Source organism: Sphingomonas faeni (assembly GCF_040407505.1).
GTDB classification, from domain to species: domain Bacteria; phylum Pseudomonadota; class Alphaproteobacteria; order Sphingomonadales; family Sphingomonadaceae; genus Sphingomonas; species Sphingomonas faeni_E.
Window position 1 is genome coordinate 445,898 of record NZ_JAPZPQ010000001.1, and the last position, 15,748, is coordinate 461,645.

Below are 15,748 nucleotides of genomic sequence, written 5' to 3' on the forward strand. Positions count from 1 at the left end.
GTCGTTGGCTGTCTGACACAACACAGGCCAAGTCCAACTTCGGCATGAGCCATCGGACCTAACCGGACCGCGACCCAAGCCGCGGTCCGGTCGGCATCAGCCCACCATGTCTTCCAGCTCGCGGCCACGCGTTTCCGAAACCATCTTCCAGACGAAGAAGAACGAGACGAACGCCGACAGTGCGTAGAAGCCGTAGGTGAGCGACAGGCCGAGCGAGATCGCCATCGTCGGGAAGCTCACCGAGATCGCGAAGTTGGCGAACCACTGCGCGAAGCCCGCGACCGCCAGACCCGAGCCACGGATCTGCGTCGGGAACATCTCGCCGAGCATCACCCACATGATCGGGCCCCAGCTCAGGTTGAAGAATACGACATACGCATTGGCCGCGATCAGCGCGATCAGGCCGTTGCGATCCGACAGGTGCAGCGAACCCTCGACGATCGCGCCGCTGGCGAAGCAGATCGCGACGATCGCCAGCGCGACGGTCATGCCGGCCGACCCGATCAGCAGCAGCGGCTTGCGACCGACCTTGTCGACCAGCGCGACGGTCAGCAGGCAGGCGATGATCGACAGCGACCCCGACAGGATGTTGATCAGCAGCGCATCGCTCTCGCTGAAGCCGACCGACTGCCACAGCACCGAGCCGTAGTAGAACACGATGTTGATGCCGACGAACTGCTGGAAGATCGCCAGACCGATGCCGGTCCAGACGATCGGGCGAATCTTGCCGCTCGCCTTGTCGATCAGGTCCGAAAGCTTCGGACGGTGCGCGTCGACCGACAGCGAGCCGCGGATCTCGGCGACCTTGCGCGTGGCCTCGGCGGCACCGAACAGGCGCGTTAGGACGACCTGTGCTTCGTCGTAGCGGCCCTTGAGAACCAGGAAGCGCGGGCTTTCGGGGATCAGGAACAGCGTCGCGAGATAGATCGCGGCGGGGATGACCTGCATCCAGAACATCCAGCGCCATGCCGGGTAATCGAGCCAGAACAACGCGGTCGACGATCCCGCGATGCGCGCAAGATACCAGTTGGCGACGAACGCACCGGTCAGGCCGGTGATGATCATGATCTGCTGCACGCTCGAAAGCCGGCCGCGGACGTTCGCGGGGACGACTTCGGAGATGTAGACCGGGGCGAGCACGCTGGCGGCACCGATGCCGAGACCGCCGACGATGCGGGCGAGCACGAACATCGTCGCCGACGTTGCCGCACCCGCAGCGAGCGCGCTGACGATGAAGAGGACGGCGGCGATCATCATGACGTTGCGGCGGCCGAGGTTGTCGGCAAGCCGCCCGGCCATGAACGCGCCGACCGACGAGCCGATCAGGATCGCACCGACGGTGAAGCCTGTGCCGAGCGACGACAGCGCGAACGTGCTCTCGAGCCCCGCCTGCGTGCCGTTGATGACGCCCGAGTCATAGCCGAACATGAACCCGCCAATGGTCGCGACGATGACGATCATCGCAATCAAGGCTCGGTTCACTTGGGGCGCGGATTCTGCCGCTAAAGTCATTGGTTTTCCTCTCCGTGACGACGCTCTGACGGCGGCGTTTTGTCGTTAGATGGGTTGCGCTACAGGGTAACGGGTTCGACCGGGACGCCGGGTACGGCGACGCGGAAGGTGAACAGGTTTCCGGCCAGCGGTTGTGCCGCAAGCGCTTCGGCGTCGAGGCCCTTCGCGGCGGTCGTCGCATAGGCGGTGCGACCATCGGGCCCGCCGAGCGCGATCTTGGTGATGTTCGCGACCGGGAAGCGGACGATGTCGGTGCAGGTGCCGTCCGGCGCGAACCGGCGTGCCGCCCAGCCGCCGAAGAATCCGACCCAGACTCCGCCCTCGGAATCGCAGATCGCACCATCGGGATGGCCGTCGTCCGGCCCGATCGTCAGGAACACGCGCGGTGTGCCGAGCTTACCGTCCGCGTCGATCGGATACGCGTCGATCTGCTTGCCAAGCGTATCGACTGCGTACAGCGTACCACCGTCGGGCGAGATCGCGGGGCCGTTGGTGATCGCGACGGGCGGGATGTCCGTCTTGGTCAGTTCGCCATCGTGCCAGTGATAGACGTGGCCGGTGATATCGGCCTCCGCATTGTCCATCGTGCCGAACCAGACGCGGCCCGTGGGATCGCGCGCGACGTCGTTGAGGCGGTTGCCCGGCGTTTCGGCGTGGACCGTCGCGATCTTGTCGAACGCGCCGGTCGTCGGATCGAACCGGTGGAGCCCACCGCGAACCCCGGCCAGGAAGGCGCCGTCATCGGCGGGGATCACCCAGCCGGTCTGATCGGGCGCGTCCCAGGTATCGAGCGTTCCCGTCGCCGGATCGAAGCGGTGGATATGCGGCGCCTTGATGTCGACGAACCAAAGAGCCGCGTCGCGCGCGACCCAGATCGGGCCCTCGCCGAGCGTCGCACCGACGTCGCAGATGCTCTCAGCGGTGATTTCGCGGATCGTGTCGCTGCTCATCTCAACGCCACCCGGCATCGACGAAATAATCGTGGCCGGTACACATCCGCGCATCGTCCGACGCGAGGAACAGCACCAGCGCCGCAACGTCCGCGGGCTGGACGCGGGTCTTGAGGCACTGCGCGCCGATGATCTCGGCTTCGCCCTCGGGCGTGTACCATTTCAGCTGGCGTGGCGTCTCGACATTGCCGGGGACGATCGTGTTGACGCGGATGCCGTCGCCGCCGAGATCGCGCGCCATCGCGCGGGTCATGCCCTCGATGCCGGCCTTGGCGGTCTGGTAGATGAGCAGTTCGGGCAGCGCGAGATGCCACGAGATCGAGCCGAAATTGAGGATCACGCCGCCGCCCGCGCGCTTCATCGACGGCACCACGGCTTGCCCTGCGAAGAACAGGTGGCGCAGGTTCGTCGCCATCCGCTCGTCCCAATACGCAGGCGTGATCTCCTCGATCGTGTGGCGATCGTCGTTCGCAGCGTTATTGATCAGCACGTCGATGCCGCCAAGCCGATCCTCGATCGTCGCGACGGTCGTCTTCAGCGCGTCGACGTCACGCAGGTCGAGCGGCAGGAATATCGGCGCGGTCGCGACGTCGGGCGTCAGCGTCTCGATCAGCGATTGCGCGGCGTCCTCGGCCATGTCGACGAACGCGACATGCGCCCCCTGACGCGCGAACGCCTCGACCAGACCGGCGCCGATCCCCGACGCGCCGCCGGTGATCAGGACGCGCTTGCCCTTCAGGCTTGGATAGATCGCCGTCTGGTCGGCCATTTCGGTCTTCTGCAACACGCGTTTACGCCCCTTGATTCTTGGTATGGCCGAGCAGGCCCCGGCTCGCGAGATTGCGCATCAGGTCGCCGATCCCGTAATTCCACGGCGCCGCATCCTTCGACGTCGTCACCGGATTGACCAACGCGCCGAGCTTCGGGTTCGAGATCGTGACGACGTCGCCGACCGCGTGCGTGAAGCCGCGGCCGGGCTCGTCGCGGTCCTGCGTCGGCGCGAACAGCGTGCCGAGGAACAGTACGAAGCCGTCGGGATACTGATGCTCGCTCATCGCCTGGCGGACGAGCTCCTCGGGATCGCGGCTGATCTGGTCCATCGAGCTGCTGCCGTCGAGCCGGTACCCGTCTGCGCCTTCGATCGTCAGCGCGATCTGCGCCTCGCGGACGTCGTCCATGCCGAAATTCTCGTCGAACAGCCGGATGAACGGCCCGATCGAGCACGACGCGTTATTGTCCTTGGCCTTGCCGAGCAGGAGCGCCGAGCGCCCCTCGAAATCGCGCAGGTTGACGTCGTTGCCGAGCGCCGCGCCGACCGTCTTGCCGGTGCGGTCGACGACCAGCACGACTTCCGGTTCGGGGTTGTTCCAGGTGGAGTCGGAGCGGATGCCGACCTCGCCACCCCAGCCGATCGTCGACAGCGTTGGGCTTTTGGTGAAGATTTCCGCATCGGGGCCGATCGCAACCTCGAGATATTGCGACCACATGCCGTCCTCGATCAGTGCGGCCTTCAGGGCGGCGGCTTCGGGCGAACCCGGTACTACCGAGCGGATGCTGCCGCCGACGCGTTCTTCGAGGCGCGCGCGAACCGCAGTCGCTGCCGATGCGTCACCGCGCGCGCGTTCCTCGATCACGCGTTCGAGCGCGGAGACGGCGAAGGTGACGCCCGATGCCTTGACGACATGGAGATCGATCGGGCTGAGCAGGCGGATCTTGCCATCAGCCGCCGGCGTTAGGTTCAAGTCGCCAAGGGCCCCGAGATCCGCGCCGGCATCGGTATCGAAATCCCCACCCGCGATTAAATCGGCAACCGTCGGCGCGACGGCTGACATGTCATACACGCGGCCACCGCGGACGATCACGGGCGTCGGACCGTCGCCAAGGTCGATTCGACCAAGCAACGTCGCCTGTTCCCAGTCGACGGGCAAAGCCCCCGCCGACGTGAATGCGATCTCCACGATGCTATCCCCTCCGTTTTGTTAGCGGTACCGTATGCTGCGCAGCGTCAGCGTCAAGTCCCCAATCCTGACGTCGCGTCGGTGACCCGTCAAAGACGTCACGACGATTCACGTAAACGCGGCCGATTAATCGCACAATTAAAATATGGGAAGGCGGTGTCCGCAGCCGATAACTGCGTACGGAAAACCTCGCAGGAGCTACCAAAATTGTGGTATCGATATCATCGCGCCTAGCCCGGCGCTCATGCGCAGGTCCCATGGGTGCTTAAAGCACGGCGAAGTGTCGGGAAGGTTTTAGAACGCCCCTGAGCTACGAGACCGAGGGGCGCGAGACCACTATAATGGGTTCGCTCTTGAAGCGCCCTTGGGCCGTCAAATCCAACCTAATTCGCCTTTTTATCAAATCCCCCTCGTACGGCACGACTGCCGGTCAGCGTTCTTCGATCTTCGATTGTTCGCTTCGGGGTGTTTTAGCGGCGGTTTTCAAGGGACTTCGGTCGCGTCGACATCCGTCCGGCGTGCGCTAATCCCGCCGTCGGGTGGGCGAATCTGATTAGGCGGAGCCCGCCCGATCGGTGCCACTCCAGGTCGATCGGGGCAGAATGAGGTCATGGGATCGCGTCACCCGGGACGTTCATCGAGCTTGGGCTCGGCACGTTGCACTTCACAACGGTTGAAAAGCTGCAACCTGAGTACAGGCATCCCAACGGGTGAATCGGTATCAGTCGAACCGATAGTGATCCCGCGGTGCCGGAGAGACCTGCTTTACGGCATTTAGTAACAACGTGGCCATTCCATACCTGAGCGCCGGTACGTCATGGTCGACGGCTACGGCATCTATTCGTCCTTCAAGGGCGATGGTGGCAGCAACGCCGGCAACGGCAGCACGCCGCATTTAGGCGGCGGCGGCAAGATGGTGTTCGCGGACAAGTTCGGTGCGGGCGACCAGTTCGGCGTGGTCCTGTCGGCACGGTATGAAAACCGCATCCGCAACTCGCGCAAATGGTGGCAGGACACCAAATATTACTTCAGCGACGCCGGCAAGAAGCTGGCCGGCCCCGACGATCCCGCGTGGAACGGCATCGCCGTGCCCTACAACCACAGCTATGGCAGCTACACCAACCGCCTTCAGACCGCAGGCAGCTCGGCGAAGTTCGAATGGCGCCCGCTCGGCACCGATATCTATGCGTCGCTGCTGGGGTTCAATTATCGTCAGTGGGAATCCTCGACGATGAACAAGAACGATTACTACACCAAGAACAGCGTCAGCGACCTGACCGCGGAGGGCGGCGGATCGGACATCAACAGCCTCTATTCACGCTATCGCTACGATACCTGGAACAAGGTGACCGTCGGCGCGATCGGCAATGTCGAATGGCATGACGACCGCTCGTCGTTGCGCGTTCGCGGTGGCTATACGCGCGCCCGGTACGACAATACGCAGCCCTATATCGGCGTCCGCGCCTATCCGACGGGGCTTTCGCTGGACTGGGCGGCGGGCAATGACGGCACCGGCGGGCTGCCCTACGTAACCGGGATCAACAAGCCCGGCCTCGTGCTCGGATCACCCTACAAGCTCAGCACAGCGCAGACGACCTACCGCATGGCCAACGAGGGGCTGGCCAATGCGCGGGTCGACTATGGTTGGAACGCCGAGCCCGAGGATCGCGGCTTCGGGTTCGTCACGGGAATCGAGTTCCGCAACCTAGAGCTGTCGCGCAACGTCGACATGACCGAATACAAGCTCGGCCAGGCGATGAACGCCTATCTCTATGATCCCGGCTACGTCCCGGTCGGCGCGCCCCAATCGTTCCCGTGGGTCGACTGGGCGCGCGTGAAGAAGGAGTTGTGGCCCAAGTTCGTCAAGGACGTACCCAACTCGACCTATGACAGCATCACCGGGGATTATCGCTACACCGAGCGGCTGGTAACGCCGTTTTTGTCGCTCCATTACGCCACCGACGATACCACGCTGGTCGCGGGCGTCCGCTACGACCATACGCGCTTTTCCGCGTTCCAGCCGACGATCACCGGCGGCACCGCGTCGGCGGTGATGACGCGGAACACAGGCGGGTACCAGTATCTGCTGCCATCGTTCACCGGCATCCAGGACTTCGCCGGCGGAAAGAAGCTCCGTTTCTCGTACAGCCGCACGCTCGGCCGGCCGACGCCCGGCAACATCGCGCAGCCGGAATCGCTTAATTGCGGCGACGAGGACAGCGGCGGGGCGGATTGCTCGATCAGCCGCGGCAATCCCGATCTGCGCCCGCGCCGCTCGGACAATCTTGATGTCCAGTTCGAGCAGTATTTCCACAAGGACGGCATCATCTCGCTCGGCGCGTTCGCCAAGTGGATCAAGGACGACATCTTCACGCTGACGACGACGCAGCTGATCGACGACGTCAACTACCGGGTGCGCCAGCCGCTCAACGCCGACAATTCGCGGCTCTACGGCATCGAGTTCCAGGCGGCTGATCACGACGTCAACCTGTTCGGTCAGCGGATCGATCCGTTCTTCAACGCGACCTGGCTGAAGGGACGGATGTCGATCACCAGCGATGCCGGATCGCGTACGCTCGACCGGCTGATCTACCAGCCGAAATGGATCATCAACGGCGGTGCCACGCTTCGCCTGCCGGCGATCGACGGGGCGTTCCGCGCCACCGTCACGCACCGCGGCAGCTACATGGAGGGCATCGGCGAGACTGCGCAGGACGACAACGGCCGCGCCGAACTGACCACCGTCAACCTCGGCCTGTGGCACCGCGTGACGAAACACGTGACGTTCAAATACGAGATCACCAACCTGCTCAACGACCAGCCGAAGTTCCTGGTCGGCAACGGCCTTCGCTACGTCAGCGAAGTCGACGACTATGGGCAGGGCGCCTTTTTCCACATCATGCTGCGCTGATACGCCGAACGGAGTTACGACCATGTACGAAGTCGATCGCCGCTATCTTCTGTCCGCCCTCGGCAGCCTGACCGCCGCCGGTCTGCTGCCGTGGCGCGCTGGTGCAGCCGAAGTGCGGCCGCGCAACCTGATCGAGGATCCGCGTTTTCCGACCCCGCCGTTCACGCTGGGTGTCGCGGCCGGCGATCCGGATGCCTCGGGATTCGTCATCTGGACCCGGCTCGCCCCGCTGCCGCTTCAGCCGGATGGCGGGATGATGATGGCCCCCGTGCTGGTCGCATGGGAAGTCGCCTCCGATCCCGACTTCCGTCAGGTGCTTCAGCGCGGCGAGGCGATCGCACACCCTGAGCTGGCGCATTCGGTCCATGTCGAAGTCGCCGGGCTCGCCCCCGCGCGGCCCTATTGGTACCGCTTCACCTGCGGCGGCGAGCAGAGCGACACCGGCCGCGGCGCGACGCTCCCCCCGCCCGGCGCACCGCTCGACCGCGTCCGCTTCGCGGTCGCCGGATGCCAGCATTACGAAGAGGGCTATTACACCGCGTGGCGTCACATCGCCGCAGAGCCGATCGATTTCGTGTTCCACTACGGCGATTATATCTACGAGGGCCCCGATCGCGGCGAACAACCGCGTGGCGGCAAGAAGCCGATGGTGCGCCGCCATCTCGGCCACGAAATCTATTCGATCGGCGATTACCGCCAGCGCTACGCCCAATATAAGAGCGATCCCGATCTCCAAGCCGCGCACGCCGCCGCCCCGTGGTTCGTCAGCTTCGACGATCACGAGATCGACAACAACTGGGCCGGCGACATCGACCAGGACAACACCGCGCCGGAGGTGTTCCGCACACGCCGCGCGATGGCGATGCAGGCCTATTACGAGCACATGCCGCTGCGCCGCTCCTCCATGCCCGACGGTTCGCACATGCAGATGTACCGCGGCGCACGCTTCGGCGACCTGATGGACGCGTTCTTCCTCGATACGCGGCAATATCGCTCCGACCAGGTCTATGGCGATCGCGATGCTCCACAGGGACCCGACGCCTTCGCCACCAACCGGTCGATCACCGGCGCGCCACAGGAGGCCTGGCTGTTCAAGGGCCTCGATCGCTCGAAGGCACGCTGGAACCTGATCGCGCAGCAGGTCTGCCTGATGAACCTCGGCTATCACAAGGCTGGGCAACCCGAGCAGCTTGTCTCGATGGACCAGTGGTCGGGTTACATGAACAGCCGCCGCCGCCTGCTCGCGCATATCGACACGCATTGCCCGGGCAACGTCATGACCGTCAGCGGCGACGCGCACCGTCATTATGCCGGCGACCTGATCCAGGATCACGGCAACGGCAGGATCATTAGCAGCGAATACCTCGCGACATCGATCAGCTCGGGGGCGGACGGAATAGGCGAGAACGACGACTACACACGGTCGTCCCGCGCCGAAAATGCGAACCTGAAGGCGCTGACTGACCGGCGTGGCTATGTCTTATGCGACGTCGGTCGTGATCTATGGCGCGGCGACCTGAAAGTCCTGGACACGATCGCTACGCGGAACGGGACGCTCTCGACGCACGCCAGCTTCGTGACCGAGCGCGGCGAGCCGGGGTTGCAAAGCGCCTGACCGGGCTCAAAACGAGGAAACGAAGTCCACTCGTATATCGAGTGGACCCAGTTCTGGACGTCCGAGCCGCTCCACCTGCGTTCCATATCTTGACGCTCGATTATCCGGTTTGGGCGGAATCGTCATCGAGAGTAACGACCCCCACCAGTGAATGCATTACGAAGTCCCAGCCGTCGCCGCCGACAGTCATAGGCGCAGCGATTGATGATCTGCAGTGCTATGGAGCCATGCCGCTCCCGACGAAGTCGGTAATTTGACCGTCCTACCATCCTGAAGAATGCAGGTGGCCCAGCTATGCCGTCCTTTGCGGATCTTGCTGGCAAGGCGATCGAGCGCCGACTCGATCGCAGAGTGCGTACGTGCGTCTGTTACCCATCGAATTTTCAGGGATGACCGGGTTGGGAGAAAGCGGACCGGCGGCTGTCGGAGTCGCACCCCGCAAGACCTGCTGTTCATCATCCAAAATGACCGAGTTATCGTGTGCCTACGTCAGATCGGGGCAACCGAGACAACAGCCAAAATAGCCCTACATTCTGAATGACGGCTTCCAGGGACCGCGATGACGGCGCTGAACGGCGCAACTCACAATCCAGAGGACCTTCGCGCGAGTCCAGACGGACGTTCAGGACTGTTCACCGGTCGACGATCAGCCGCTCGACCGCGTGCAGGGAGATCCTCGCGCCCTCGAGCTGCGGCGGATCGTTTGCAAGCCAGCGTTTGGCGGCGGCCACGTACAGGCTGATCAGCCACTCCCGAGTCGCTTCATCGGAAAGACGGCCGTCGGCCAAACTCTGGTCGAAGAAGGCCTCCTTGCAAGTGCAAGATTTCACTTCGTCACCTCGTGATCTGAGAAGGGCTCGCTCGTCGATTTCGTGCTCGCGAAGCCGGCCAAAGGCGAACTGAACGTCCACGACACGCCGTCGGAGCCGTAGAGGATCTCGACGCGTCGATCCGCGCGGCGCAATGCCCTTTCGATCAGCTCCGTCCCGAAGCCAAAGCGGGAAGGGGGTGAAACGGGCGGGCCGCCTTCCTCCTGCCAGACGATGTCCACGCGCTTACCGTCGAGTTGCCAACCGACGCGGACGGATCCGCATTCGACGGAAAGCGCGCCGTACTTCGTCGCGTTCGTGATCAGTTCCTGCAACACCATCGCCAGCCCGATCACGCCGCTTTCGACCGGGTACAGGGTGGGCCCCTCGATCGATAGACGATCATCCGGAACCCGGTGCCCGGCGAATGCCACGCAGACCAGTTCCTTGAGCGTGATCCGACCGTCCTGAGGACGTGCCAGAAGACGATAGGCGGTGGAGAGCGCCACGAGCCGCTCCGATATCCGATCAGCCGCCTGCGACGTCGATGCGGTGGTCGCCAGTGTCCGAAGGACATAGGTCTGGATGACCGCTATGAGGTTCTGGCTGCGATGTTGCAGTTCGGCGCCAAGCAGCCGGCGTTGTTCGCTGGATCCCGCAAGCTCAGCCTGAAGGTCTTCGAGCCGATCGGCCGCGGCGTCCGCGTCCGGGGTACCAGCACAATCTTCGCGAAAACCGAAAGCGGATTTGTCCGAGGATCGATCCCATTCGACCCGATGGCCGAAGGACCCCGTCGTCCTGTGGTAGATGTGCAGTTCCACCAGATATGCCCTTCGTAACGTCGCCGCGAAGGGGTGCCCTAGTAGGAGCGGACACTAAATCCATTTACTGCAAGCCTGTCCGATCTCTGCCGTTTAGTGAGGCGACGGGGTGCATCGTCAGTTTATGCGAGATGTTTCCGCGTCGAATGCCTGGCATCAACGACGGGTATCGGCAAAGTTCTGACGCAGTCTGGGGAGCGTCAAGCGGGCTGCCCGAAGGGTGTCGGAAGGCGTCTCACCGAAACGTTGCTGGTAATATGCTGCGAAGCGCCCCCCATGCTGCATGCCGTACCGGTTGGCGATGTCCAGGATGTTCGGGTTTTCGTCAGCGCCGGCGATGAGATCGCGTCGAGCCTGATCCAGGCGCCGGTTCCTCAGGGATCGCATCGGCGGCATGCTGCGGAAATGCCCGAACGCCTGATACAGCGTCCGGACGGGAACCCCGGCGGCTTCGGCGATGTCGTCGATCGTTATGTCATCCGTCAGATGGTCGTCCATGAACAGTTCCGCGCGTCGGACCGGGGCTGGGACGATAGGGACCGCGGGGGTACCATGCTTGCTGGTGGACGGCAGGGACTTGATCATCCCTACGATGACGTCCTCCACGCCGGAGCGGACGGCGGGCGAATCGAATGACGTTCCACCGCGGTTCAATTCACGACAGACGAACGAGAGGTAGTCGATGAGGCTTCCAGTAGGATCGCTGATGGCCTCCGGGTCGGTGCCGCGCATCAAGGTCAGAACGGCGTCGTCGCCGACCTCTATCAGGCGGCGGGGAATGCCGACCGCGAGGTGCGAGTCTTCGCCGTCATGGTCGAACCGGTACTGGGTGTCCGGACCCATGAGCATGGAGGTGCCGACTTCCAGCGAGCCGGTTCCGTCCGGCGTATGCACGTGCATCTGCCCACGCAACGGGACGAGGAAGATGTACTGGGCCCGATCCGTATCGCGGATCAGGATATCGAGTTCGCTACCGTAGGAGATCTGGTTGAACGTCGTACGGTCTACGCGGGCCGACGCATGCGTGAAATCGATCGCTGCGCCCGGGTTCCGCAAGACGATCTCGTGGGGGCAGAACACCTCCGCGACGCTTAGTATCGCCCGCGACGGGTCCGTACCCTGGCTCAAGCCGAAACGCGACGGGTCCAGCGTGTCGGACCGAGGCGCGATGAACTGGTCATCGTCGATCATCGCCTGGAGCGTAGGCCCCAAACCGATCACCGAATTCTCCTTGCGATCGTACCCGGGGTTCTTGTCATACTATTGAGGGTCTTGGCGGCACCGCGAGCTCGCCGGCTAGTATACGAAGGTATAACATGGACGTAGGATATCAAAACCGCCCTGATCGAGAGTCGATCCATAGTCTGCTCCAATCCATCTGCCGCTCTTCTTTTCGATCTTCGAGCCTGGTCGAGATGTTAAGCAGCTCGCCACCCCGTCATCATTGTCGTGATAGCTACGATCTGCACCTGGAAATGCGCGCTGCGGCTCTGACCCGACTCGCGGAGCTTCTCGAGCCAGGTACTGCGCTATTGGCGCGAGCACCCCGGCATGGATCACTCACGTGGTTTCCCCGCTTACCGGGCCTTCCCCGACGCGTACGTCACCGCATTCCATCTGCGCGACATGCTCAACGAGGCAAGTTTCGCGCAGCTCGTCGAATGGTCGCGCGATCCCAGCTTGATCCCGCATGTCCGCTACGGCCCTGATCGGGGCAAGGAATGGTCCGAGCTCGATCACAAGACGCTGATGGCGTTCATGACCGACCCGATCCCGACATCCGCTTCACCGCCAACCAAGAAATGGACCGGCGCAGCGGCGTCGGCCGGGTCGGCAAGGCGGCTGCGCAGGATCTATTGCTTTAGCGCAATAACCCATCAGTATCGTTGTCGTGACGACTGGTCGCGCCGTAACCGGCTGAGTCATGATCCACCGCGAACGCCTTCGATTGCCATTGTCCGAGGGACGCGTCGGACGCTGGCTGGTCGGTTTCATGGTGCTCGGCTTTGTCGCGCTTGCGGCCGCTGCGGTTGCGATCGGTTGGATAACCATGCGCAACGAACAGTTCACCGCCGCTATCCTGCAAACCCAGGACGTGCGGCAGGCGATTGCTGACGTTCAAATCCAGCTCGAACAATCTGAGACGACCCGCCGCGGCTATGTGCTGACCGGCAAGATGCCGTCGCGTCAGTCCTTCGTCACGACATCGGAGGCGGTCGAGCCACGCCTTCTTGTTCTGCGGCGCATGACGGCTGACAATCCCCGGCAGATCGCGCGGCTCGACAGGATCGAGACGCAGATGGAGAAGTTGCGCACTCTGCGCGCCGCCTCGGTCGCATTGGTCGACGCTGGGCATATCGCCGACGCGCAGCGCAGGTTCGCAGACGATGCGAGCGTGCCGCTCATGCGCGGTATCCGCTACCGGATGCTTGCGATGGCAGGAGAGGAGACACGGCTGCTCGGCCAGCGCACTGCGCTGCAAAGTCGTGCGACGGCGCTGTTCGTGTCGGTCGCCGGGGCTGCGGCGATCCTGCTCGTCGTCGTTGCGATTCTGTCGCTGGTCGTCGTCCGCCGCTATACGACCGATCTCGCCGGCTCGCGAAATCAGCTCCGTCTGTTCAACGAGCGTCTTGAGGAGCAGGTCCTCGAGCGGACCGCCGACCTCAGCCGCGCGAACGAGGAGATACAGCGTTTCGCCTATATCATCAGCCACGATCTGCGTTCGCCGCTCGTCAACGTGATGGGTTTCACAGCCGAACTCGCCGCCGCGTCGGCCCCGCTTGCCGAACTGGTCGATCGCGCCGAGGCGGAAGCGCCGCATATCCTCACAGAGGACGCGCGGCTGGCGGCACGTGAGGATCTGCCCGAGGCGATCGGCTTCATCCGCACCTCGACGCAGAAGATGGACCGGCTGATCAACGCCATCCTGAAACTATCGCGTGAAGGCCGCCGTTCGATTACGCCCGAGCATATCGACCCGGTGCAACTGGTCGAATCGATCGTCGGCTCGATGCAGCACATCATCGACGATCGTGGTGCGACCGTGCGCGTCGAACGACCGATGCCGGCGATCGTCACCGATCGACTAGCACTCGAACAGATCCTGTCGAACCTGATCGAGAACGCGACCAAGTATCTGAAACCCGGTCGTCCCGGCGAGATCGTCGTGAGCAGCCAGGCCGAACGCGGTCGCATGATCCTGTCGGTGGTCGACAATGGCCGCGGCATCGATCCACGGGACCACCAACGTGTGTTCGACCTGTTCCGTCGCTCCGGAACGCAGGACCAGCCCGGCGAAGGCATCGGACTCGCACACGTCCGCGCGCTTGCCTATCGTCTCGGCGGCACCATCGACGTGCAGTCGACGCTCGGCGACGGCGCGACCTTTCGGCTCAACCTGCCCGCCATACTGACCATCCAGGACGCATCATGAACGATCACAAATCCGTTGGCATCGTCATGATTGAGGACGACGAGGGCCATGCCCGCCTCATTGAGAAGAACATCCGGCGCGCCGGCATCCTGAACGACATCCGACACTTCACCGACGGCACCACCGCGCTCGATTTCCTGTTCAACGCCGCCGATGGCCCCGCGAAAAGCGGCCCGGCGATGATCCTGCTGGATCTAAACCTGCCCGACATGAGCGGCACCGACATCCTCGCGAAGATCAAGGCCGACAAAAGCCCGCTCAAGCGTACGCCGGTCGTCGTGCTGACGACCACCGACGACAAGGTCGAGATCCAGCGCTGCTACGACCTCGGCTGCAACGTCTACATCACAAAGCCGGTGAACTACGAGAGCTTCGCCCAGGCAATCCGCCAGCTCGGACTGTTCCTGTCGGTGATCCAGGTTCCCGATGCAGAGGGCTGAATGACAGGTCCGCGCGTTCTTTACATCGACGACGACGCCGGCATCCGACGGTTGACGGCACGTGCACTCGAGCGCCGTGGCTACCGGATGACGCTCGCCGAGACGGGGGCGGAAGGCGTGGTCAAGGCGGCGGCCGAACGCTTCGACCTGATCGCGGTCGATCATTACATGCCCGGAATGGACGGCCTGGAAACGCTCGAAGCACTTCGCCGACTGCACGAGCCGCCCCCGATAGTTTACGTTACCGGCTCCGAGGAGGGCCGCATCGCAGTTGCGGCTTTGAAAGCCGGCGCTGCAGATTATGTCGTGAAGACCGTTGGCGAGGACTTCTTCGATCTGCTCGCCAACTCGTTCGAGCAGGTGTGCGCCCGCGCAGTGCTCGAACACGCCAAGGCGTCCGCCGAAGCCGATCTGCGCGCCAGCAACGCCCGGTTGGAGGCCCTGCTTGGCGAGGTGAACCACCGTGTCGCGAACTCGCTGCAACTCGTCTCGGCAATGGTGCGTCTGCAGGCGAGCGCACTGGTCGATCCGGCGGCGCGAGAGGCACTGGAGGATACGCAACGCCGGATCCAGGCGATTGCGCAGGTTCACCGGCGGCTCTACACCAGCAACGACGTCGAGAATGTCGACATGCAGGAGTATCTCGGCGCGCTAATCGACGAACTCGGCGAGACCTGGTCGACGGACGCGCTGCCACGCGCACTGCTCCTCGCCGCCGAGCCGATCCGCCTCCCCACCGATCGCGCGGTGTCGCTCGGTGTGATCGTTACCGAACTCGTCACCAACGCGTGCAAATACGCCTACCCGACCAGCGGCGGCGAGGTTCGCGTCGCGCTGCGCCGGATCGACGACGGCATCTTCCTGCTGGCGGTCGAGGATGACGGCTGCGGCATCCCGAAGGACGCCGTGCCGCGAGGAACGGGTCTCGGTACGAAGCTGATCCGGGCGATGGCGCAGAGCCTGCAATCGAGCGTCGAATATGATCCAAACCATACTGGCGTCCGCGTCACCCTGCGTGCAGCAGTGCGGTAGCATAATTCTCCCCGACCGGGGTGAGGTGGCTGACACTTGCCAGACGCAGGAGGAGTTTAAGGTGTCACACCTGTTCCATATCCTCCCCCTCCGTCACCTACGGCCACGCCTCCTAACGGGGAAGGATTTCAGGACCGGGCGATCCGTTCGCAGGCTCCATCCCGCCTTTATCCGCTGGGGCTCAAACGCAATCAGCCGGTCTGGTCATTGAGACTGCAAGGCCGTCGCCTATCGCCGGTCGACCGGCAGTCGTACCCGAACATTTAA

12 protein-coding genes and 1 pseudogene are annotated in these 15,748 nt (G+C 63.5%); 6 read left to right on the plus strand and 7 right to left on the minus strand.

Features of this window, described 5'->3' with window-relative positions; all coding sequences use genetic code 11:
* Positions 1 to 96: 96 nt before the first annotated feature.
* The 4 genes from O6X71_RS02125 to O6X71_RS02140 are packed head-to-tail and all read right to left on the minus strand — an operon-like array spanning position 97 to position 4,423.
* Positions 97 to 1,512, minus strand: coding sequence for a sugar porter family MFS transporter (locus tag O6X71_RS02125; protein ID WP_056058146.1), 1,416 nt, complete (start codon positions 1,510 to 1,512; stop codon positions 97 to 99).
* A 59-nt stretch (positions 1,513 to 1,571) separates the two neighbouring features.
* Positions 1,572 to 2,480: an SMP-30/gluconolactonase/LRE family protein gene (locus tag O6X71_RS02130; protein WP_353464239.1), complete on the minus strand. Its 909-nt coding sequence runs from the start codon at positions 2,478 to 2,480 to the stop codon at positions 1,572 to 1,574.
* The gene (locus tag O6X71_RS02135) at positions 2,464 to 3,231 is read right to left on the minus strand and encodes an SDR family NAD(P)-dependent oxidoreductase (RefSeq protein ID WP_353465040.1); all 768 of its coding nucleotides are present in this window, start codon (positions 3,229 to 3,231) and stop codon (positions 2,464 to 2,466) included. The genes O6X71_RS02130 and O6X71_RS02135 overlap by 17 nt, the downstream gene beginning before the upstream one ends.
* Positions 3,232 to 3,253: 22 nt before the next feature.
* Positions 3,254 to 4,423 carry a fumarylacetoacetate hydrolase family protein gene (locus O6X71_RS02140; RefSeq protein ID WP_435368450.1) on the minus strand — a complete coding sequence of 390 codons (1,170 nt, stop codon included), beginning with the start codon at positions 4,421 to 4,423 and terminating at the stop codon, positions 3,254 to 3,256.
* A gap of 814 nt (positions 4,424 to 5,237) precedes the next feature.
* Between O6X71_RS02140 and O6X71_RS02145 the strand changes: the two genes are divergently transcribed.
* Together O6X71_RS02145 and O6X71_RS02150 are read left to right on the plus strand one after the other, a co-directional pair.
* A complete protein-coding gene (locus O6X71_RS02145; protein ID WP_353464241.1) occupies positions 5,238 to 7,331 on the plus strand; it encodes an outer membrane beta-barrel protein in 2,094 nt (697 codons plus the stop codon).
* A gap of 22 nt (positions 7,332 to 7,353) precedes the next feature.
* Positions 7,354 to 8,946, plus strand: a complete 1,593-nt coding sequence (locus O6X71_RS02150) for an alkaline phosphatase D family protein (protein WP_353464242.1) — start codon at positions 7,354 to 7,356, stop codon at positions 8,944 to 8,946.
* 632 nt (positions 8,947 to 9,578) lie between these two features.
* Here O6X71_RS02150 and O6X71_RS02155 read toward each other — a convergent pair.
* The 3 genes from O6X71_RS02155 to O6X71_RS02165 form a co-directional block, all read right to left on the minus strand.
* Complete coding sequence (locus O6X71_RS02155; protein WP_353464243.1) at positions 9,579 to 9,734, minus strand: hypothetical protein; 156 nt, start codon at positions 9,732 to 9,734, stop codon at positions 9,579 to 9,581.
* A gap of 38 nt (positions 9,735 to 9,772) precedes the next feature.
* On the minus strand, positions 9,773 to 10,576 hold the full coding sequence (locus O6X71_RS02160) for a sensor histidine kinase (protein ID WP_353464244.1): 804 nt from the start codon (positions 10,574 to 10,576) through the stop codon (positions 9,773 to 9,775).
* A gap of 156 nt (positions 10,577 to 10,732) precedes the next feature.
* Complete coding sequence (locus O6X71_RS02165; RefSeq protein ID WP_353464245.1) at positions 10,733 to 11,767, minus strand: AraC family transcriptional regulator; 1,035 nt, start codon at positions 11,765 to 11,767, stop codon at positions 10,733 to 10,735.
* A gap of 270 nt (positions 11,768 to 12,037) precedes the next feature.
* On the opposite strand from O6X71_RS02165, the pseudogene O6X71_RS02170 reads away from it, so the two are divergent.
* The 4 genes and pseudogenes from O6X71_RS02170 to O6X71_RS02185 form a co-directional block, all read left to right on the plus strand.
* Positions 12,038 to 12,441: pseudogene (locus tag O6X71_RS02170) on the plus strand (3'-5' exonuclease); the annotation flags it as partial.
* A gap of 59 nt (positions 12,442 to 12,500) precedes the next feature.
* On the plus strand, positions 12,501 to 14,009 hold the full coding sequence (locus tag O6X71_RS02175) for a sensor histidine kinase (protein WP_353464246.1): 1,509 nt from the start codon (positions 12,501 to 12,503) through the stop codon (positions 14,007 to 14,009).
* Positions 14,006 to 14,449, plus strand: coding sequence for a response regulator (locus tag O6X71_RS02180; protein WP_353464247.1), 444 nt, complete (start codon positions 14,006 to 14,008; stop codon positions 14,447 to 14,449). The genes O6X71_RS02175 and O6X71_RS02180 overlap by 4 nt, the downstream gene beginning before the upstream one ends.
* A complete protein-coding gene (locus tag O6X71_RS02185; protein ID WP_353464249.1) occupies positions 14,450 to 15,481 on the plus strand; it encodes a sensor histidine kinase in 1,032 nt (343 codons plus the stop codon). It abuts the gene before it with no gap.
* Positions 15,482 to 15,748: the final 267 nt, after the last annotated feature.

Coding starts and splice junctions, on each gene's coding strand:
- O6X71_RS02125 (WP_056058146.1), bottom strand. CDS start 1,512: ATGACTTTAGCGGCAGAATCCGCGCCCCAAGTGAACCGAGCCTTGATT.
- O6X71_RS02130 (WP_353464239.1), bottom strand. CDS start 2,480: ATGCCGGGTGGCGTTGAGATGAGCAGCGACACGATCCGCGAAATCACC.
- O6X71_RS02135 (WP_353465040.1), bottom strand. CDS start 3,231: ATGGCCGACCAGACGGCGATCTATCCAAGCCTGAAGGGCAAGCGCGTC.
- O6X71_RS02145 (WP_353464241.1), top strand. CDS start 5,238: ATGGTCGACGGCTACGGCATCTATTCGTCCTTCAAGGGCGATGGTGGC.
- O6X71_RS02150 (WP_353464242.1), top strand. CDS start 7,354: ATGTACGAAGTCGATCGCCGCTATCTTCTGTCCGCCCTCGGCAGCCTG.
- O6X71_RS02165 (WP_353464245.1), bottom strand. CDS start 11,767: ATGATCGACGATGACCAGTTCATCGCGCCTCGGTCCGACACGCTGGAC.
- O6X71_RS02175 (WP_353464246.1), top strand. CDS start 12,501: ATGATCCACCGCGAACGCCTTCGATTGCCATTGTCCGAGGGACGCGTC.
- O6X71_RS02180 (WP_353464247.1), top strand. CDS start 14,006: ATGAACGATCACAAATCCGTTGGCATCGTCATGATTGAGGACGACGAG.
- O6X71_RS02185 (WP_353464249.1), top strand. CDS start 14,450: ATGACAGGTCCGCGCGTTCTTTACATCGACGACGACGCCGGCATCCGA.